Origin of the sequence: Rothia aerolata (genome assembly GCF_014635585.1) — a bacterium.
Lineage (GTDB): Bacteria > Actinomycetota > Actinomycetes > Actinomycetales > Micrococcaceae > Rothia > Rothia aerolata.
The window spans coordinates 661,559-681,426 of sequence record NZ_BMDC01000001.1; the positions used below are offsets into that span (position 1 = coordinate 661,559).

19 protein-coding genes are annotated in these 19,868 nt (G+C 60.1%); 5 read left to right on the forward strand and 14 right to left on the reverse strand.

Going from position 1 to position 19,868, the window contains the following annotated elements:
- Positions 1–41: 41 nt before the first annotated feature.
- From IEV00_RS02940 to IEV00_RS02950, 3 genes are read right to left on the reverse strand one after another with little or no spacing between them, the layout of a single operon-like run.
- Positions 42–1,403, reverse strand: coding sequence for an MFS transporter (locus IEV00_RS02940; RefSeq protein ID WP_188358815.1), 1,362 nt, complete (start codon positions 1,401–1,403; stop codon positions 42–44).
- The gene (locus tag IEV00_RS02945; protein WP_188358816.1) at positions 1,375–4,473 is read right to left on the reverse strand and encodes an AAA family ATPase; all 3,099 of its coding nucleotides are present in this window, start codon (positions 4,471–4,473) and stop codon (positions 1,375–1,377) included. The genes IEV00_RS02940 and IEV00_RS02945 overlap by 29 nt, the downstream gene beginning before the upstream one ends.
- Entirely contained in the window at positions 4,470–5,618 is a 1,149-nt protein-coding gene (locus tag IEV00_RS02950) for an exonuclease SbcCD subunit D (RefSeq protein WP_188358817.1), read from the reverse strand. The genes IEV00_RS02945 and IEV00_RS02950 overlap by 4 nt, the downstream gene beginning before the upstream one ends.
- A 31-nt stretch (positions 5,619–5,649) precedes the next feature.
- On the opposite strand from IEV00_RS02950, the gene IEV00_RS02955 reads away from it, so the two are divergent.
- The gene (locus IEV00_RS02955; protein WP_188358818.1) at positions 5,650–6,765 is read left to right on the forward strand and encodes an ADP-ribosylglycohydrolase family protein; all 1,116 of its coding nucleotides are present in this window, start codon (positions 5,650–5,652) and stop codon (positions 6,763–6,765) included.
- Here IEV00_RS02955 and IEV00_RS02960 read toward each other — a convergent pair.
- The 7 genes from IEV00_RS02960 to clpS are packed head-to-tail and all read right to left on the reverse strand — an operon-like array spanning position 6,762 to position 11,823.
- The gene (locus tag IEV00_RS02960; protein ID WP_188358819.1) at positions 6,762–7,637 is read right to left on the reverse strand and encodes a phosphotransferase family protein; all 876 of its coding nucleotides are present in this window, start codon (positions 7,635–7,637) and stop codon (positions 6,762–6,764) included. The two genes, IEV00_RS02955 and IEV00_RS02960, sit on opposite strands and share 4 nt — an antisense overlap.
- A gap of 20 nt (positions 7,638–7,657) precedes the next feature.
- Positions 7,658–8,284: a non-canonical purine NTP pyrophosphatase gene (locus tag IEV00_RS02965; RefSeq protein WP_188358820.1), complete on the reverse strand. Its 627-nt coding sequence runs from the start codon at positions 8,282–8,284 to the stop codon at positions 7,658–7,660.
- Positions 8,285–8,286: 2 nt separating this feature from the next.
- On the reverse strand, positions 8,287–9,033 hold the full coding sequence (rph, locus tag IEV00_RS02970) for a ribonuclease PH (protein WP_308936396.1): 747 nt from the start codon (positions 9,031–9,033) through the stop codon (positions 8,287–8,289).
- Positions 9,034–9,080: 47 nt separating this feature from the next.
- Positions 9,081–9,941: an MBL fold metallo-hydrolase gene (locus tag IEV00_RS02975; protein WP_188358821.1), complete on the reverse strand. Its 861-nt coding sequence runs from the start codon at positions 9,939–9,941 to the stop codon at positions 9,081–9,083.
- 30 nt (positions 9,942–9,971) lie between these two features.
- On the reverse strand, positions 9,972–10,940 hold the full coding sequence (gene murI / locus IEV00_RS02980) for a glutamate racemase (RefSeq protein ID WP_188358822.1): 969 nt from the start codon (positions 10,938–10,940) through the stop codon (positions 9,972–9,974).
- A gap of 21 nt (positions 10,941–10,961) precedes the next feature.
- Positions 10,962–11,525: a DUF2017 domain-containing protein gene (locus IEV00_RS02985; protein WP_188358823.1), complete on the reverse strand. Its 564-nt coding sequence runs from the start codon at positions 11,523–11,525 to the stop codon at positions 10,962–10,964.
- Position 11,526: 1 nt separating this feature from the next.
- Positions 11,527–11,823: an ATP-dependent Clp protease adapter ClpS gene (gene clpS / locus IEV00_RS02990; protein ID WP_229723031.1), complete on the reverse strand. Its 297-nt coding sequence runs from the start codon at positions 11,821–11,823 to the stop codon at positions 11,527–11,529.
- 209 nt (positions 11,824–12,032) lie between these two features.
- On the opposite strand from clpS, the gene IEV00_RS02995 reads away from it, so the two are divergent.
- From IEV00_RS02995 to IEV00_RS03010, 4 genes are all read left to right on the forward strand, one after another.
- Complete coding sequence (locus IEV00_RS02995; RefSeq protein ID WP_268234164.1) at positions 12,033–13,334, forward strand: nicotinate phosphoribosyltransferase; 1,302 nt, start codon at positions 12,033–12,035, stop codon at positions 13,332–13,334.
- 21 nt (positions 13,335–13,355) lie between these two features.
- Entirely contained in the window at positions 13,356–13,979 is a 624-nt protein-coding gene (locus IEV00_RS03000) for an isochorismatase family protein (protein WP_188358826.1), read from the forward strand.
- Between the two features lie 177 nt (positions 13,980–14,156).
- Positions 14,157–14,384: a helix-turn-helix domain-containing protein gene (locus tag IEV00_RS03005; protein WP_229723032.1), complete on the forward strand. Its 228-nt coding sequence runs from the start codon at positions 14,157–14,159 to the stop codon at positions 14,382–14,384.
- Positions 14,385–14,386: 2 nt separating this feature from the next.
- Positions 14,387–14,989 carry a DUF2975 domain-containing protein gene (locus tag IEV00_RS03010; protein WP_188358828.1) on the forward strand — a complete coding sequence of 201 codons (603 nt, stop codon included), beginning with the start codon at positions 14,387–14,389 and terminating at the stop codon, positions 14,987–14,989.
- A 104-nt stretch (positions 14,990–15,093) separates the two neighbouring features.
- On the opposite strand, the gene IEV00_RS03015 is transcribed toward IEV00_RS03010, so the two are convergent.
- From IEV00_RS03015 to IEV00_RS03030, 4 genes are all read right to left on the reverse strand, one after another.
- Positions 15,094–16,887: a DEAD/DEAH box helicase gene (locus tag IEV00_RS03015; RefSeq protein ID WP_188358829.1), complete on the reverse strand. Its 1,794-nt coding sequence runs from the start codon at positions 16,885–16,887 to the stop codon at positions 15,094–15,096.
- Between the two features lie 132 nt (positions 16,888–17,019).
- Positions 17,020–17,313 (reverse strand): DUF3039 domain-containing protein, encoded by a 294-nt coding sequence (locus IEV00_RS03020; protein ID WP_188358830.1) that lies wholly within the window; start codon positions 17,311–17,313, stop codon positions 17,020–17,022.
- A 33-nt stretch (positions 17,314–17,346) separates the two neighbouring features.
- Positions 17,347–18,960: a hypothetical protein gene (locus tag IEV00_RS03025; protein ID WP_188358831.1), complete on the reverse strand. Its 1,614-nt coding sequence runs from the start codon at positions 18,958–18,960 to the stop codon at positions 17,347–17,349.
- Positions 18,942–19,805 (reverse strand): ABC transporter ATP-binding protein, encoded by an 864-nt coding sequence (locus IEV00_RS03030; protein ID WP_188358832.1) that lies wholly within the window; start codon positions 19,803–19,805, stop codon positions 18,942–18,944. Before IEV00_RS03030 ends, IEV00_RS03025 begins: the two co-directional genes overlap by 19 nt.
- Positions 19,806–19,868: the final 63 nt, after the last annotated feature.

The window sequence follows — 19,868 nt, forward strand, 5'->3', positions numbered from 1 at the left end:
TGCCCGGGGTAGGCGTTCAGCTTTGGCGTCTGCCCCGGGCGCTAGCCTTTAAGGGTCAATTCCTCAGGCAGGGGCTTGAGGCGTTCCTCGTAAAGGATCCTCCAGCGGTAGCCAAAGAGGTGGGCGAAGATGAAGTAGGCCGCCGAGGCAATCACCGGAACCAGCAGGGCTGACTGAAAGCCGAAGCGGCTACCGAAGACCCCGCCCCACACATAGCCCAGGGCAAGGCCGGCGATGTAGGTTGCCTGGGCGGTGGACTGGGCCAGGTCGATATTGGTGTGGGCGGTAAGCATGGTAATGATGGACTCAATGGCCATGAGCCCGCCACCGATCACCGCACCGTAGATGGCCAGGGTCACCAGCAGCCAGAAGCTATCGCCGGGCACCGAGAGAAGCAGGGAGGAGAGCGTGAGCAGAACACCCAGCACCAGCCACCCCTGCCAGGTGCTCACCCGGGCCCGCGACAGGTTCATCATGATACAGGTGACGGTACCGGCGCTACCCATCGCCGCCAGGTAGAAGCCCACGTTGAGCACGCTGTCTTGGGAAATAGACCGCAGCGCCAGCATGGTCTGGGTGGAGCCCAGGCAGACACCCAGGCAGGCGATACCCAGCATAGGAATCCAGGCAAGTCGGTGGGTTCCGTGGTTGTGGGACTGGGCGATATAGAGATCTCGAATAAGGGTGCCCACCGGCTGAATAGTGTTGTGGCGGAAAAGCACGTAGAGAATGCCCAGCAGGTCTATGATAATCACCGCGTAGAGGGGGGCGTTGAGGTCACCGAAGATTGCGATGATTCCCACCAGAAAGGCCGCCAGGGGCAGAGCCACGAGGTCGAGCAAGGATTCAAAGGCGGTGGCGGCGTTGAGCATACGACGGTCGTGGTTCTCCAGGTAGCGCTGGCCCCAGGAGGACCTCATGACGGCGCCCAGGGGCGAGGTGGTCACGCCCGCCAGGGCTGCCGCTATCAGGAAGGTCATGATGTCTCCGCCCACCCGGTTGGGGCCGAAACTGAGCATTTGCACCAGCAGAAAAGCGACCGCCGGAATATTGAGGGTGGCGGAGATGAAGATAACCACTCTCTTGGAAAAGATGAGCGAGAGCCGCCGGTAGGTGCGGTGGCTCATGGCCGAGGCCAGGGCGATAATTCCCGCCCCATAGGTTCCCAGGGAGACTTCACCGGTTCGGGTGGTCATGATTACCAGGGTGGCCAGCGAAATCATCCAGTTGGGTAAGCGCATGAGGAAGGAGTAAAGAAAGAACTCGATACCCACCATCGAAATCAGGTAGTTGAGCCGCGAGCGCCCGTAGCGTAGCGCGTAGCGACGCCGGGTGAGCCAGGGGTTGCTCCGGCGTTCGTTCTTTCGAGCTGGTTTAGTCTGCTCGGTGCGGTGCTGGGTCAAGGAAGGATCCTTCGGGCGAGGTGCGGATTTGAACGTGGTGGGGTATGCGGTTTTTGAGTTCGCTGACGTGGGAGATCAGACCGATGACTCTGCCGCGTTCTCTCAGCGCGTCGAGGGTTGACATGACTTCTTCGAGGGTGGAGTCGTCGAGGGAGCCGAAACCTTCGTCAACGAATAGGGTATCAATTTCTATTCCGCCGTTGCGGGCCTGCACCACGTCGGCTAGGCCGAGGGCCAGGGCCAGCGATGCCATGAAGGTTTCTCCGCCCGAGAGGGTGGCCGGGAGCCGGTTGGTAGCGTGCCAGGTGTCGTGGACGGCGATACCCAGCCCCGACTTGCCGCGGTTCTGTTTTTCGTCGGTGTAGCGCAGCTGATAGCGGCCGTGGGTCATGGTTTCCAGGTGGCCGGTGGCTGCCCGGGTGACTTCTTCGAGCTGGGCGGCGAGTACGTAGGTGGTCAGTGACATGGCCAGGGTGTTGTCTCCGGAGTTTCCGGCGGCCTGGTCTGCCAGCGCCTTGCGCATTCGATACTCTTCTACTTCACCGGCGAACCTGGCTGAGTGGCGGGTGTAGGTAGCAGAGATCTCGGAGAGTTCTTCTGCTGCCCCGGCCAGGCGGGTGAGCGAGGCGGTGAGGGCATCGCGGGCTTCTTCCTGAGCGTTCAGGGCCTGCCGGGCGGTGGCCAGGGCCTCGTCTGTGGGAGGCTTCTCCCCCGCTTCCTGCCGGTCTCTGATGTCTAGCAGAGCGTCTTCTTCCAGCTGGGTCTGGGTTTTGGTCAGGGCCGTTTCAAAGGCATGGATAGTCTCTTCTAGCCAGGCGATGTCTTCGCGGGAGCGAAAGTTTTCCTGCGCTTGCTCTAGGGATTCAATGCCCGATTCTTCAAGCGCCCGGTCTAACTCCTGCTGGGAGCGCTCCTGTGCCCGGACGGCGTGGGTGAGGTCGCGCTCGCTCTGCTGCACGGCCTGCAGGGTTTCAGCGGCAGCGCGCAGAAGCTTTTCCCGCCGGGAGAAGTCTGCTTCCGGCCGTAGGTGCGGTAGGACGGCGTCCTCCAGCTTCTCCACGCGCAGGCCGGCCTCGCGGCGCCGGTCGCCCAGGGTGGCCTGCTGAACCTCTAACCGCTGGTCCTGCTGGGTCTGCTGGCTGATCTGTTCGGCGATTTTTTCAGACCGGGCTTGAAGCTCGGCGAGTCTGCGGTGGCTCTGCTCCGCAGCTGCCAGGTTTGTGCGGGCTGTCTCCAGCTGAGCCTGGGCTACTTCTACGTCCTGGGCTCCCTGGGCTCTTAGGGCCTCTGCCTGGGCAGCTAAGGAGGTCACCTTTTCCTGTGCCTGGCGGGCGGCAGTTTCGGCACGGTCGCGGGCCGCCAGGGCGTCATCCACCTGCTGGGCCTCCACCAGTTCCTGGCCGGTTTCCCCCTGCGCGGGGGCGGGATGCTCGATCGAACCGCAGACCGGGCAGGGGGCAGCGGGCTCAAGTTCTGAGGCCAGAAAGAGGGCTGCCTGAGCATAGCGGGTACGCTGAAGGGCCTCGCTATGATGGGTAGCTTCTAGCCTTGTCTTCTCCGTTTCGCTAGCCCGGCGGGAGGCCCGGGCAAGTTCTTCTTCTACCCGGTGCAGTTGGCGACTGTGGTCAAGCTTCTGCTGGGCGGCGGTGAGCTCCTGCTGGTGAAGTTCCAGGGGTGAAAGCTCCTGCTGAAGCTGGCTCCGCTGGTCTTTCAGTTGCTCTGCCTGCTCGCTCAGATCTGCCAGGGCGCTAGCCGAGGCTTTTTGGGCGGACCCCAGCTTGTCCAGCTCTCGATCCAGCTCTTGCAAGGCCTTTTTCTCGGTCTCTAGTTGACCGGTCTGGCTGATCAGCTCCCGCAGCTTCTGCTGGGCGGAACTCAGCTGGTCTAGCGCTGCCTCCCGGCTGTCTGAATCGGTAGCGTCTCCGCTGGCGGTCAGGCGGCTGAGGGTCTCAAGCACCTGGCTTTCTAGGCTCTCACTTTCTGCCAGGGGGTGATGTACAACCTGCTCGGTTAACCGCTTCCGCTGCTTAGCCAGGGCATCTTGAACGGTCTCTAGGTCTGCCAGAGCCCGCTTGAGACCGCGCTGGGCGGGAATCACCGGCGCAGCTGCTCGAGCCTCCGCCAGAATTTTTGCCCTGGCAGTGTTCTCGGGTTTTTTCTCTTCGAGTTCGGCCAACTGGCGGGTGAGAGACTCATAGGTCTGCCAGGACTTCACCAGATTCTGTAGTTGCTGATAGGCGGCGCGGGCCTTCTCGAGGGCGGCTAGGGTCTGCGAGCGCTTCTTCTGCTGTAGCTGCTGAGCCTCCCCCACCTGCTGCCGGGCAGAGGTAATCCAAACGTCAAAGGCGGGCTCGCCGTCAGCGGCCTCTTCGCCCTGCTCAACCGGCAGGTCTGCCTCCACGCGGGCGGCGGCCGCCCGGGCGGCGTCCTCAAGGCGGAGCAGGCGCGCCTCGGCCTGCTCTGCGCGCGCGGCCGCCTCGCGGGCCTTCTCCTGCAAAATCTCCTGAATCCGCTCGAAGGTCTGGGTGGGAAAAAGCTTCTTGAGCAGATCCTCGCGCTCGGTGGAGCGGGCGTTGAGAAAACGGGCGAACTGGCCCTGGGGCAGCAGCATCACCTGGGTGAACTGCTCGCGGGTCAGCCCCAGAAGCGAGGTGATGTAGGTACCGGCCTCGTCATTGCGGGTTGCCTTATCTTCCCAGACCCCGGGGTTATCTCGGGACTGGCGCTGCACCAGCACGCTCGCCTGCTCGGTAATGGTTCCGCTACCGCGCTTTTTGGGCCGCTCCCACTTGGGGCTGCGCTCGATGTGCAGGCGGGTCTGGCCCACCGTGCAGTCCAGCTCCACCCTGGGTGCTCTCTCTGCCGGAGCAAAGTGGCTTTTGAGGTCGGGCCGCCCCAGAGAGGTCACGCCGTAGAGGGCAAAGCAGATAGCGTCAAGAATAGAGGATTTACCCGAGCCGGTGGGGCCGTTGAGCAGAAAGATTCCCGTCCGGTTGAGCTCCTCAAAATCTAGGTCAACGGTGCCGGGAAAGGGCCCGTATGCCTGAAGTTTCAGCCGGTGGATTCTCATGCGCTCACCTCGTCTGCCCGTGCCCGGTCAACAACACCCTCGATAAAGTCAGATTCCTTTTCGGTCAGAGCCGCACCGCGCACGTGCTCATAGAAGTCCCGGCTGACCTCAAGGGGGCTTTTTGCCTCTTTAAGTCTCTCGCTATAGTTTTTGTTCTCAGCCCGCTCGCTTCGCTCGGGCTCAAAGTACAGCTCAGCCACCGTTGAAAAGCGTTCGCGTAACTTTTCGAGGGCGCCCAGGGGGCGCACGGGGTCGGTGAGATAGATACGGCAGATAGAATCTCGAAAGCGCTCATAGGCGGGCTCGGTCACCAGGTCACTGAGCTTACCCCGCAGGGTTTTCAGGTGGAGCCCGGTCTTCCAGCTATGTTCGGTCACTGACCGCACGCCCGAAGAATCGACCTCAAGAATCCAACCGCCCTTGCGGTGGTTTTCCTCGGAGAAAGAATAGGCCAGCAGGGAGCCCGAGTAGCGAACGGTCTCGGTGACTTTCTGCCGCCCGTGCAGGTGGCCCAGGGCGGCATAGTCAAAGCCCTCAAAAACCTCTGCCCCCACTGTCTCAATGCCGCCGACGTTAATATCGCGTTCGGAGTCAGAGTTCGCAGCACCGGAAACGAAGCAGTGGGCCATGACGATTGAAGCATCCACAGTCCGCTTGTGCAGGTCAGCCCGCACCTGCTCGGTGGCGTAGCCCAGCACCGCCGCGTGGCTGGCAGCCACCCCAAACTCCGCCGCGCGGGCGCGGGGTTCCAGGTAGGGCAGGGCGTAGACTGAAACCCGCACGCCGTCCTTCTCCAGCAGAACCGGCTCGGTGAAATTCTGCGGACTGGTTGCCAGGTACACCCCCGAGCGTGCCAGCAGCTGGGCGGCAAAACCTAAGCGAATCGCCGAATCATGGTTACCGCTGGAGAGCACCACTCTTACGCCCAGCTCTCCCAGCTCTTCGAGGGTCTTCGAGAGTAGGGAGACCGTCTCGGTACGCGGCTGCGCCTGGTCATAGACATCGCCGCTGACCAGCAGAACATCAATCTCTTCTTCTTTGACCGTCTCGATCAGTTCTGCCAGCAAATCCTCGGTGATATCGTGCAGCGAAAGCCCGTGAAAAGACCTACCCAAATGCCAGTCGGAGGTGTGCAAGATACGCATGAGTCTAATCTACCAATTTAGAATGGAGACCATGAGTTCATCCGCTATTCTGCCTCCCGATGCGGCAAGCCCCCGCTACCCCGATTCAATCCGCGCTGCCCTGCGCGGCCTAGCCCTGGGAGATGCCCTGGGCTACCCTCTCGAACTGCTTTCCCAGCGAGAAATCACCGAGGCTTACCCCTTTGACCAGGAAGATTTTGCTCGGAAAGTTCTGGCCTCGGGGGTGATTGCCTCAGACGATACCCAGCTTTCCCTCTACCTGCTCGACGCTCTCAACGAGGTGCTCGAGTGGAACAATGCCGGAAGCGCCGCTGATGAGCTGGCCTGCATGTGGCTAGCCCTGCTGCGCTGGTACCGCACCACGGGCAATCCCCAGCCGGAGAACGCCCCCTACTCGCTGGACCGCGAGATTGACTCATTCACGGAACTGAAGCACCGCTGCGGCCCCGGCAAAGCAACCCTGCGGGCCTTAGCCAGCGGTGAGATGCAGATGATGGAGAAGAACATCAACCCCGAGGCCCTGGGCACCGGCGCCCTGGTGCGCTCGCTGGTTGTGGGTTTTCTGCCCGTTGAGGATGTTGCCACTGTGGTGGGTCTGGCGAGTCGCTCTGCTGCGCTGACCCACGGCCACCCCGAAGCAATCATTTCTGCCTGCGCGGCAGCCCTGCTGATGCGGGCCTGCCTGAGCGCCCGCGGTGGTCAGGCTCCCCTGGCTTCTGCGGTGGACTCCGTGATTGCCTGGCTGGACACCCTCCCGGTGCCCTCGCTGCCCGAGCCCACCGGGCGCACCCTGGCCGCGTTGAAAGCGGCGCGGGCGGCGTCCTCGAAGCTGAAGGGCTTTCCCCTCGACCAGGCGAGCCTGAAGGAACACTTCGGCGAGAACGGCTGGCTGGCGCCTGCGGTGCTGGGGCAGGCGGTTGCGGTGGCGCTTGCCTGGGAGCAGGACGGCGCGGAGTCGGCACTCCCCGCCCTGGCGGCGGCGAGCGCGGTTGACGGGGACTCAGACAGCATTGCCGCCATCACCGGGGCGCTCGTGGGTGCCGTCGGCGGGAGCAAGGTGCTACCGGCTGAGCTGGTAGAAAAGATTGACCTGCTGCCGGTCATCGCACATGTGGAAGAGAACTGGCTGAGGCAGCTGGGAATCTAGATGCTGAAGAAATCCGACCTGTGATCCATCAGCCAGTTGTCTGCCCGCTCCACCGCCAGGCGCACAATCGCCCCGCCCTTGCCGTTCTTGATACCGTAGGCCACCGCCTGTAGCGCCAGCAGGTTGGAGAAGATTTGCGCGCGGTGGATCTGCTCAGCACTGAGGGCTTTCTTCAGAGAGTCCCAACCGTACCAGTTGCCCAGGGCGGCATAGTCAAAAGCGGGGTCTGAGATCGTGGCGTGGTCCCAGTCAATCACGCCGGTCAGGCGCTCGCCGTTCCAGAGGATGTTGTGCCCCGCCAGATCATTGTGAATAAAGGTGGTGGGCTGGGGCTCCAGTTCCAGTACCGCATCGACTATTGCATCGGCAACTTTGCGGTTGGAGCGCAGCAGCAGGGGCTTGACCTTTTCCCTGAGGGTCTGCGCCCAGTTGGTGCCACCCCAGTGCTGGTGGGGGTGGTCTAGGTAGGGCAACAGGGGCTCCGGGTCTACCGCGTGGATCGCTTTCAGCAGGGAAACCATCTGCTTGGGATTCACCGGCCCCGGCTTGCGGGGTTCACCCTTGATCCAGGTGACCCCCACTGCCGTGTAGCCGTTGCGGGTGATGGTTCGGGTGATGGGGCGCGGTATCTCAAAGGGCATGGTGGGAAGAATCCGCAGAATCTCCGTACGCCGGGCCACGCTTGCCCCCACCTCGGGTGTTTTTGCCACACGAATACTGAGCTGGTTGCCCATGTTTATCACGATGTGGGCCGAGCCGCTGGTTCGAATATCCCAGCGGTCTTCGGCCACGTTGAGGCCCGCCTGGGTCATCACGGTTCTCACCACGGGCAGGTATTTAGCCTGTTCCAGATGAGCTCTATTCGGTGACATCGTCGTCCTACCTACTTAGGTTAGGCCAAAGCCGCTCGCAAGTGAGGGATGAGAGCGATGAACGCCCGAGCCCTGTGGCTCATGGAGTTCTTTACTTCGGCTGGAATCTCAGCGCATGTCTTACCAGCATACTCGCCGGTGAGTTCTGTGGGAGCGAGAATCGGGTCATAACCAAAACCTTTCTCGCCGCGGGGCTCCCGCACCAGGGTTCCGGGGAGCTCGCCAAACTCAACGGCCTCGGCGCCATCGGGGGTGGCCATTGAGGCCGCACAGCAGAATTTTGCGCCCCGGTGCTGGTCTGCAATATCGGCGAGCTGGGCCAGAAGCAGGTTGAGGTTGGCGGCGTCGTCCCCGTGCTTGCCTGCCCACCGGGCCGAGAAGATGCCGGGGGCGCCTCCCAGCACATCCACCGCTAGGCCTGAGTCGTCAGCCACAGCAATCAGCCCGCTAGCAGCCGCTACCGTGTGGGCCTTCTTCAGCGAGTTTTCGGCGAAGGTCACGCCGTCCTCCACCACATCGGGAGCACCCACCGCCGCGGCGTCCACCACATCGTGATCGACGTCGAGACCGGGAATCTGGTCGCGCAAAATCTCGCGGAGCTCGCGGAGCTTTCCCTGGTTGTGGGAGGCAAGAACCACCTTAGCCATGTCTACTCCCCCAGGGTCTCGCGCTGAATCTGCGCCAGCTGTTCGGTGCCCACCAGAGCGAGGTCGAGCAGGCTGTTGAGCTCGTCGCGGTCAAAAGGAGCGCCCTCGGCGGTGCCCTGAACCTCAACAAACTTGCCGTCGCCGGTGACCACAACGTTCATGTCGGTCTCAGCGCGTACGTCCTCAACATAGGGCAGATCCAGCATGGGCACGCCGTCGATAATTCCCACCGACACCGCCGAGACAGAGCCGGTCAGCGGCTTGGAACGGGCGGGCAAAATCTTCTCGGACTTGGCCCAGTTGATGGCCTCTGCCAGCGCCACAAAGGCACCGGTAATGGCGGCGGTGCGGGTTCCGCCGTCTGCCTGTAGCACGTCGCAGTCGAGCACAATGGTGTTCTCGCCCAGTTCCTTGGTATCGATGACGGCGCGGAGCGAGCGGCCGATCAGGCGGGAAATCTCGTGGGTGCGGCCACCGATTTTGCCCTTGACCGACTCGCGGGAGGAGCGGGTGTTGGTGGCGCGAGGCAGCATAGCGTACTCGGCAGTTACCCAGCCCTTACCCTCGCCTTTGAGCCAGCGGGGCACGCCCTCGGTGAAGGAGGCGGTGCACAGCACCCGGGTATTACCGAACTCAATCAAAGCTGAGCCCTCAGCATTTTTAGACCAGCCGCGGGTAATGGTGATGGGGCGCAGCTCGTTGACCTCGCGGCCGTCGGCTCGCACAATTCGGGTGGAATCGGTGCTCATAGTTAGGGATCTCCTCGTTTTTATCTTGCTAGCCTCATACACCCGGTTTACAGGTGCTTATCAATAACTTTCAGCGTGGTCGTGGCCGGGTAGGTGGTATCTTCAAGGGCTACCGGGCGGGGGTGTACCAGGTAGGTTGCCCCCGTCTCTGCCAGCCCGATGCCGCCGTCAAACACAGCCTCGGCCTCGGCGCGAATCTCATCGGGGTCATTCCAGACCGGCAAGTGGGTCAGCATGAGATTCCTAGCCCCCGCCTCTTTGGCTGCCTCGGCAGCGCGCTTACCGGTCAGGTGGATACCTCGCAGGTGGTCATCGCGGCCCTCCCTGTAGGCGGCCTCGCACAGAAAAAGATCGGCCCCGCGAGCGGCGTCCACCAGTCCCTGGCAGGAGTCGGTATCACCCGAATAGGTCAGCACGGTGCGCCCGGTAATAGAGTTGCACTCAATCCGCAGGGCGTAGGGGTCTTTAACGGGGTGCACCACCTCAAAGGGCTCCACGGTAAAGGGGCCAATCTGCACCTTCTCGTGGTGAGACCACTCGTGAAAGTCGAACTCGGTGTGCATACCAGTTTCCATCGTCAGACCCTGGGTGTGCAAAATGTACTCGTGAATATCCTGCGGTCCGTAGAGCGGAATCGGGCCCTTGGGCCAGCCCCGCGGATCCCACTTCACTGCAACATGAACACCGGAGAGATCAATGCAGTGGTCTGGGTGCAGGTGGCTAATCAAAATTGCGTCAATATCCGACAGCTTCACGTGCTGCTGTAGGTTGCCCAGGGCGCCATTGCCCATATCAACCAAAATACGCCAGACCCGCCCAGCCGGATCGGTGGCCGAGAGCAGGTAGCACGAAGCCGGAGAGGTAGAACTGGGAAAAGACCCAGAACACCCAATAACGGTCAAACGCATGCGTGAAAATCCTTAGTACTCTGATGAAATTTATAAAGAGGGGTCGATGGAGGTTCTCGCAGCAGAGAGGGTCTCCGGCGTAATCAAAGCCAGGGACCCCGTGGGGAACTGCTGCGCCACCGAATCCGTATGACGAACGTGCGCCACCTCGGGCCCCAAGAAGCGGCGAGCCAGCTTTTCAAAGGTATCGGTCTGCCCCGTTGCCAGAAACTCGTGCTGGGTGGGAAGATCCCCCACCCGTTCCATGCCGTGCTTGACCAGCGCCCGGTAGACATCCTTAGCAGATTCTTCGCTTGAGGATACCAGGGTCACGCCCTCACCCATAATGTAAGAAATCACACCGGTCAACAGAGGGTAGTGGGTGCAACCCAGCACCAGGGTATCAACCCCGGCAGCTTTCAGCGGTGCCAGGTACTCCTCAGCGGTAGCTAAGAGTTCGGGCCCCGAGGTGATTCCCCGCTCCACAAACTCTACAAAACGGGGGCAGGCCACCGAGTAAATGTCGTAGCCGCTCACCGCAAAAGTATCGTCATAGGCGCGAGAGGTAACGGTTGCCTCGGTGGCAATCACACCAATCTTGCCGTTGCGGGTGGCCGCCACGGCCCGGCGGGCAGCGGGCTGAATGACCTCAACCACCGGAATTCCGTACTTGCGGGTGTAGCGTTCGCGAGCGTCTCTGAGCACAGCAGCCGAGGCAGTGTTACAGGCGATGACCAGCATTTTAACGCCGGAATCCACCAGCTCATCCATGATACGAAGGGCGTTGGCCCGCACCGTAGCAATGCTCAGGGGGCCGTAGGGGCCGTTAGCGGTGTCTCCCACGTAAATGATGTTCTCGTGGGGTAGCTGGTCCATGACGGCGCGGGCTACGGTCAGTCCGCCCACCCCCGAGTCAAACACCCCGATGGGGGCGCTTGGGGTAGGCTTTGCAAGAATCTGAGAACCCCAGGGAGTCTGTACTGTATCGCCCTCAGGCGACGCTGCTGAGTCTTCTGTCATGATCGGTCTTTCCGGCCCCGCCTAGCGATCGGTTTCGATCTCTGAGAGCATAGCTTCCATCAGGGTGTCTTGCACCCAGGAGACAAAGTTGTAGACAAAAGCCATGTAGTCTTCAACGCTGTCAATCTGCTTCCAGTCTACTTTTTCTCCCACCTGGGCGGCATCTGCCTCCGATGTGATGTTCAAACGTGCCCCTAAGGTCAAGCGCACATCGTTGAGCGCCTTGGCCCAGGCACTGGCATGCTCTGCGTCTAGGGTCAGGTGACCGGTCTGAAGGTCCATCGCGGCCATCTTCAGGTGGGCAATTTTCTGCTGACGCAGGTTGATTTCGGTGTAGCGGCGGAACTCGTCAGCTACCTCGGGGTCATCACTTGCCACCGGCAGCATACGCGCCAGTGCCGGATCGGTAGGGGCCTCGGTATTTTCCTTAATACCCACCAGGGCAGCCAGGGGGTCTTCGTCGTCGCCCTGCTCCGGTTCCAGCGCCAGGGCTACATCGTTGAAGAGCTTAATCATCAGCTCAGCCTCTTCGGGAGTAAAAGAGGCAGTAATGCCCTTACGGGTAGATTTAAAACCCTGAGCCATCTTATTCAGCCCTTTCAAAAGTTGCCCACAGGCCCCAGCCGTGCATGGCGTTGGTGTGGGTCTCGGCTTCTTCGCGGGAGCCGGTAAAGACCACGGCCTTGCCCTCGGTATGCACCGCCATCATCAGCTTCTGTGCCTTCTCCTGGCCAAAACCAAAGTAGGTGCGGAAAACGTAGGTCACATAGCTCATGAGGTTCACCGGATCGTTCCATACAATCACCTGCCAGGGTGTATCGGGTGCCTGAAGCGTATCTGTTTCTTCTCGTAGATCCAGCGCCTCATCGGGGGCAACTGACATGCTGTTCATCTCCTCGGCGTCTAACCGTTCTCTGCGCGGCGATGTGTATGACCGAACGGGCACCGCAACCAGGGCGATGCCGAGTCGGTTTGTTGCAGACACTTAGTCAGCAAACTGCCTACTATTTTACCCACTCCCCCATCGTTTACCCAGCGATTTAGCCCTCAGCACTCTCGCGTAAGTATTCTGTGACGAGTAAAGTTGTACCCGTGTCTTTTTCTACCGCACTTTTCACAGATACCTATGAACTGACCATGATTCAGGCAGCGCTCAAGTCTGGTGCTGCCCACCGGAGAAGCGTCTTTGAGGTTTTTACCCGTCGTCTTCCTGCAGGGCGACGCTACGGCGTGCTCGCCGGCACCGGCCGCTTTCTTGAGGGGCTCGCTCAGTTCCGCTTCGAGAAGGCAGAGCTCGATTTTTTGGCAGACCATCGGGTAGTCGACGACTCCACCCTGGAATTTCTTGAAAACTTCCGCTTCAGCGGCTCGATTTCCGGCTACGCCGAGGGCGAGGTCTTCTTTCCCAACTCGCCGGTCTTGCAGGTTGAGGGCACCTTCGCTGAGGCCTGCGTGCTTGAAACCTACCTGCTTTCCATCTTCAACTATGATTCGGCTGTTGCCTCCGCCGCTTCACGAATGACCGGGGCAGCCGGTGACCGCCCCTGCCTAGAAATGGGCAGCCGCCGCGCGCACGAGGAGGCAGCCGTTGCCGCCGCCCGCGCCGCCGTCATTGCAGGGTTCAGCGGAACCTCCAACCTTGAGGCAGGCCGCCGCTACGGCCTGAAAACCATTGGAACCTCGGCCCACGCCTTCACCCTCATGCACGACGATGAAGAAGCAGCTTTCCGCGCCCAGCTAGCTTCGCTGGGCAAGAACACCACCCTGCTGGTTGATACCTATGACGTCGAAGCTGCGGCGCGCAAGGCCGTAGAGCTTGCCGGGCCGGAGCTGGGCGGGGTGCGCCTGGACTCTGGCGACCTCGTAACCCAGGCACGGTGGGTGCGCGAGCTTCTCGACTCTCTGGGCAACACCCAGACCAAAATCACCGTAACCTCCGACCTCGACGAATACGCCATTGCCTCGCTGGCCGCGGTGCCGGTTGACTCCTACGGGGTAGGCACCAGGCTGGTGACCGGCTCCGGTGCCCCGACCTCCTCGATGGTCTATAAGGTGGTGGCCCGCGAGAACAGCCGCGGTGAGATGGAACCGGTGGCCAAGGCGTCCTCAGGCAAGGCCTCCCACGGCGGCCGCAAGACCGCGGTGCGTCGCCTCAATTCAGCCGGAATTGCAACCCACGAAATCATCGGGGTAGACATTGAGGCTCCCGCCGACTGCAACGACCGCCCGCTCATGGTTGATCTGGTTGATCACGGCGAGGTCATTCCCGGCTTTACCGGTGCAGAAGGCGTAGAAAAAGCGGCGGCCCGCCACGCGGCGTCCATCGCTGAACTCCCCCGGGCGGCGTCCCGCCTCTCTGCCGGCGACCCCGTGATTCCCACTGAATTTGTCTAACCCCCAAGCGAAGGAATAAACGTGCCCAAAGCGCTCATTATCGTTGACGTACAGAACGACTTCTGCCCCGGCGGCACCCTGGCCACCGAAAACGGTGCAGCGGTAGCCGCAGCCATTAGCGAGTATGTAGAAGACCACCACACCGACTACGACGCCATTGTTGCCACCCAGGACTGGCATGTGGATCCGGGTTCTCATTTCTCCGAGACCCCGGACTTTAAAACTTCTTGGCCTGTTCACTGCAAGGCAGAGACCGAGGGTGCCGAGCTACACCCCGAGCTTGATACCGACTACATTGAGGCCTACTTCCGCAAGGGCGAGTTCGAGGCCGCCTACTCGGGCTTCGAGGGCGTGCTGGCTCCCGAAGATACCGTGATGACCGGCGAGCGCGATGCTCACGCCACCGCCGTGGTAGACGAGGGTCCCAAGGTCTCTCTCGATGACTGGCTGCAGGAGCACGAGATTACCGACGTAGACGTGGTGGGTATTGCCACCGACTTCTGCGTGAAGGCCACCGCCCTGGATTCCGTGGACGCCGGTTACGAGACCCGGGTACTGGCGGAGCTGACCGCCCCTGTCAGCGACGAGGGTTTTGAGAACGCTCTGGATGAGCTGGACGACGCCGGGGTGGCTGTGGTTCGGTAGCTTTTGTTTCTCCGCCCCGCGAGTGGTGGATTTTCGGCTTAAAACTTGGTTTTTAAGCCGAAAATCCACCACTCGCGTTTTTGCATATGCTGAAGCTATTGCCATATTGAAAAACGATATGCTTTAATGAGGTCATATCGAAAAACAATATGTTTGGGGCAGAGAGGAGGCAATGGCTTGCCGCCTGTTGAAGACCACAGAATTGTGTGTCATCTAGATGAAATACTTGAGCGACGGGGCATGACCTTGGTGGAGCTTTCCCACAAGGTAGAAATTACCGTTGCCAACCTGTCCATTCTTAAAAATAACCGTGCTAAAGCTGTTCGCTTCGCAACTCTCACGGCTCTTTGCGAAGCGCTGGATTGCACGCCTGGCGAACTTTTTACCCTCGACGAGGAAGAGTAATCATGGGAAAAATCAAAGCATTTTTCGGCCTGGAAGCGAAAGAAACTCAGACAGAAAAGCTAGAAGCCCAAAATTCATTCAACACTGCTTTTGTCAGCTTTATTGCACTATCATTTCTCATACCATTGACACTAATTCTTTACTGGCCTTATCCCTCAACTGAACCAATATGGATATCAGCATATGACATTAATTCTGGTCAAGCACATACTTTGGAGACAGCGGAGTTGCCTATCCATATTCTCGCCTTTGCCTGGGTCAAACATTTTTTGCCCACCGCTATTGTCACAATGTTTTGTATTCAGATGGTACGAGTGAGCAGTGCTTTTAATCGACGTGAAAATTTTTCTTTTCACGCCATTAGGATCTTCAAACAGGTGCGTTGGATTCTGAGTATTGGACTTATCATCTATCTAATCGACCAAATGGTTTTGGATACGCTGGTTCAAAATTATTTCGCTGGGCATGATCGCGTATCGGTGTCTAGATACTCATCAGATTGGTTCGAGCTAGGAATAGTGGTGGCAATTTCAGTGGTGTACTTCATCGAGGGTGCCCTTCGCCGGGGTCTTACGCTCCAAGAAGAGGCAGATGCCACGATCTAGCCGAGCTCCGATTTTCTCAATAGTGCACTTTGGTTGATTGTGTGCAGACTAGTTTGCACACAATCAACCAAAGTGCACTATTTGCGCGAGGGTCCGCAGCACACCTACTTCCGCCCAATAAACCAGTCCGCCAGCTTATCCAGGCGGGCCTGAATCTGCTCGGCAGAGGCCTGGGCCACCGGCGGCCCACCACAGACCCGGCGGAGCTCGTTGTGAATCGAGCCGTGGGGCTTGCCCGAGCGAATAGCGTAAGCTGAAACATTCTTAGCCAGCTTGTTGCGGAGGTCTTTGAGCTGGCGGTGGTCCACCACCTTGGGGGCTGGCTTTCCGGGGTTTTTAGCGGCGTGCTGTTCGTGGCGTGCCTTCAGGAGTGTACCCACCTGCTCAGCGTCGAGCAGCCCGGGAATACCCAGAAAATCAGCGTCTTCGTCCGAGCCAATTTCAAACGCGGAGGCATCGTACTCAGAGCCGTCGTAGAGCACCCCGTGAAAGGCAGCCTGGGAGCCGATCGCCTCAAATTTACCGCGCGCCAGCGCATTGGAGGCTCCTTCTTCCCGGTTGGCCTCTTCAATCAGGTGGTCGTCTAGCCCTTCCACCATAGGGTCAATGGGGGCTTCTTCAGCGGGGGCCTTGCGTTCCAGGGCATGGTCTCGTTCGGTTTCCATCTCGTTAGCCAACATCATCAGCTGGGGCACCGAGGGTAGAAAGACCGAGGCGGTTTCACCGCGTTTACGGGCACGCACAAAACGCCCGATAGCCTGGGCAAAGAAGAGCGGGGTCGAGGTAGAGGTTGCATAAACTCCCACCGCCAGGCGGGGCACGTCCACGCCCTCAGACACCATGCGAACCGCTACCATCCAGCGCTGGTTGCCTGAAGAAAAATCATCAATTTTCTTTGACGCCGTCTTATCGTCGGAGAGCACCACGGTGGGTTTTTCTCCGGTAATGCGTTGCAGCTGGGAGGCATAGGCGCGCGCATCGGTGTGGTCGGTGGCAATCACCAGGGCACCGGCGTCCGGCACAGTGCGCCGCACCTCGGTCAGCCGCTTATCCGCTGCCCGTAGCACGGTAGGAATCCACTCGCCGTCCGGGTTCAGCGCGGTGCGCCAGGCTTGGGCGGTGACGTCCTTGGTAAAGCCCTCTCCCAGGTTGGCCGCCATTTCCTCACCGGCGGAGGTGCGCCAGCGCATCTGCCCCGAATACGCCATAAAGATTACCGGGCGCACCACGTGGTCTTTCAGGGCCGGGCCGTAGCCGTAGGAATAGTCTGACTTTGAACGGAAGATACCGTCGTTTCCCTCTTCATAGGTCACAAAGGGAATCTGCGAGTCGTCGGAACGGAAGGGGGTTCCGGTCAGTGCAAGACGGCGGGTGGCCGGCTCAAATGCCTCCCGCAGGCCGTCGCCCCAGGAAAGGGCGTCGCCGGCGTGGTGGATCTCGTCCATGATCACCAAGGTGCGGGCGTTCTCGGTGCGGGCTCGGTGGAGCATGGGCTTGTTCGCCACCTGCGAGTAGGTGAGCGCCACCCCCTGGAAGCCCCGACCGTGGGAGCCGTCTGCGTTTTTGAAGTTGGGGTCAATCGAAATGCCCACCCGTGCGGCGGCGTCTGCCCACTGCTTCTTCAGGTGGTCGGTGGGCGCCACCACGGTTAAGCGGTTGACGACGCCGCGGTCAAAGAGCTCCTTGGCCACGGTCAGCGCGAAGGTGGTTTTACCTGCGCCGGGGGTTGCCACCGCCATGAAGTCCCGGGGGTTCTCGGTAAAGTACTTGTGCATGGCCTCGGCCTGCCAGGCACGCAGCTTGGTTTTGGTGCCCCAGGCTGCCTTGTTAGGGTAGGCCGGTGAAATGTTGGGATTGGGTGCCGGTGCTGCATCGAATAGTGACGGCTGCTCGCTCATACTCTTCCACTCCCCTGTTCTATCGGCCGCAGGCTGCGGCACGGGCCGAACTTTTGCACGACTTATCGATTCTAGTACCAAAGAGAAAGCACACCGGTTATCGGTGTGCTTTCTCTTTCTCACACGATCCTTTTACTGATCGCCCTCATTGTCTTTGCCGGGTGCCAAACCGTCGTAGATTTCCTGGCACTGGGGGCAGACGGGGAACTTTTCAGGGTCGCGGCCGGGGGTCCAGATTTTTCCGCAGAGGGCGCGCACGGGGTTGCCGGTCAGGGCTGACTCCATGATCTTTTCTTTGCGCACGTAGTGGCTGAACCGTTCGTGGTCGCCGGGCTCAGAGAGCTGGGTTTCTTCCCGCTCGAGCAGGGCGGTGCCGCCCTGGGTATCGGGTGCAAAGGGATCGTCAATTCCCGGAATGGATGACATGCAAGCCTCCTTAGAACTTTGGTTTTCTCCAGTCTAGTAGAAAGCGCTCACGCGCTGCAGGGTTTCGGGTGCATTCTTCTCAAAGGAGCGGGCACCCAGATGTATTCCCACGACGAGGACGACGACTCCCACTACCAGCGAGACGGCGGCTGATGCCCAGCCCAAGGTCTGGGAGTCTGAGCCGGTAGCTAGCACCAGCAGAATCAGCCCCGGTACCCCGCAGATGAGGATGATGAGCATGACCAGCATACGCAACAGGCCCTTAGCGAAACCGTCTGACTGTCTCTGGGTTTTGAAGGGGCTGGCACCGGGCGGTGGCGCAGGTATAGAGATATTCATATCCGCCACCGCTGAAACTCCTACGCCCGAGAGCACCAGACCGAGGCTTAGGCCCAGTAGCGGTGCCAGCAGATGCAGGTTTCCTCCCATAAAAGTCATGAAGATCGTACCGGCCGCCACCAGGGGCAGCATGATGATCAGTAAGCCCCAGGCTCTGCCCCAGCGGTCAGCCTTGCCGCTGACTCCTGCCAGAACATGCATGCTGAAGGCGGAGTTATCGTAGGAGACAAGATAGGCATAAACGTAACCGGCCATGATGGGAATGAAAACCAGCATGAACCAGTTGGTGTTGAAGCCAACTTTGTCTCCACCGTCGCTAAAGCTGATTCTGCCAAAGAGGGAAAAAAGCAGGTAGAAGCCTGGAACCATTACCAGGTTCATGTTCATGCGGGGGTCTTTGATGAGCGAGTGGACCGTGCGGGCGGCAATAGCTCCGGTAGGTGTAGCAGGAAAGCGATCGAAAATTCCCAGCTTGCCCGCCTCAACCGTTTTAGCTACCGGGTCTCCGCGCAGGGTACCGATGCGTTCCATAGCCCTGACCAAGAGCTTCTTCCAGAGCAACCAGGCAAGCACCGCGTAGATACAGGTCAGAGCCAGCTTAAGAAGCACCATGCCCCAGGCGCCCTCGTAGGCCGCAGCTACCGCAGAAAAAGCCGAGGCCAGCGGCGTCCATCCCGCAACCTCCGCGATCACCGGCAGGGAGTCGTAAAAGGTCTGGAGGGTAAAGGCAGATGCCACGATCAGAGGCCCTGCTCCCAGCAGCAAAAGAAAGCCGAGAATCAAAAGAACCTGGCGCACCACCGGAATTGAATTCAGCTCAATGGCGATGAGAGAGAAGATGCGGGAGACAGAAATCATCAGCACCAGTCCCAGAGCTGCCACCACAAGGTAGAAGATAAAAACCAGCGGCTTGCTCAACGTTGCCAGCCCGGTTCCCAGAACCGCCAGCAGGGTGAGAAAACCTGTCAGCCCAACGAACCCGCCCAGAAGCTGACCGACCATAATTTCGCGCGGTCTGAGGGGGTAGGGAGCCAGATGGTCGGGATCCAGGGTGGCATCTGTACCCGAGGTAAAGAGGGGCACCAGCCACCAGGCAAGGGAAAGTACGGTTCCAAAGCCAACCAGCCAGAGAGTGATCGTCTGCGGCTCGGTTTCCTCAAACCCCAGCATGAGGGAGGCAAAGGTCCAGGAAGACACAATACCCAGCCCGTAAAGGCCACCAAGAATAAAACCAACAATTACCCAGACGTTGCCCTTAAAAGAAGCAAGAAAGTAACGCCATTTGAGGCTTAGGAGTGTGAGAGCCATGAGATACCCTCCGACTTCACTCGACCGCCCACCAGATCAACAAAGCGCTCTTCGAGACTGGAACCGGCCCGAACCTCGTCCAGGCTACCGGCTGCCACAATCCTGCCCTGGTTCATAATGGCAACGTGGTCGCAGAGCCGCTGCACCAAATCCATCACGTGGGAGGAAAGAATCACGGTACCGCCGCCGGCCACATAGGCCTTGAGAATATCCTGAATATTAGAAGCAGAAACCGGGTCAACCGCTTCAAAAGGCTCGTCCAACACCAGCAGAGAGGGCGCATGGATCATCGCCACGGCCAGGGCAACCTTCTTGGTCATACCCGCCGAGTAGTCGCTCACGCGGCGTCCAGCGGCCTCCTGCAAATCCATCGCCGTCAGCAGGTCAGCGGTGCGTTCGGCAACGGTTGCCTTATCTAGCCCGTGCAACCGGCCTGCATAGGTAATCAGCTGCTCGCCGGTGAGCTTGTCAAAGAGATAGACGCCGTCGGGCAGCACCCCCACCTTTTTCTTCGCCTCACGAGGCTGGAGCCACACATCGGTGCCGTCGATAAATACCTGCCCCTGGGTTGGCCGCAGCATGCCGGTTGACATAGACAGGGTGGTGGTTTTACCCGCGCCGTTGCGACCCACCAGCCCGTAGAAAGAGCCCCGGGGCACGGTCAGGTTGATGCCGTCTACCGCCACCTTATCGCGGAAGACCTTGACCAGCCCCTGAATGTCCAGGGCGGGCTGACGCCGCTCTGCCGCGGGTGTATTCGGGACGACGGGTGGCTGCTGGGCGGGCACGGCGGCTGTGCTGGTATCGGCAGGGTTGTTCCAAGGAGTGGGTGATTCATGGGTCATATCACTACCCTACGTGATACATAGCGTGAATTCCTCATTCTTAAGAACGATGAGTCGCCCTCT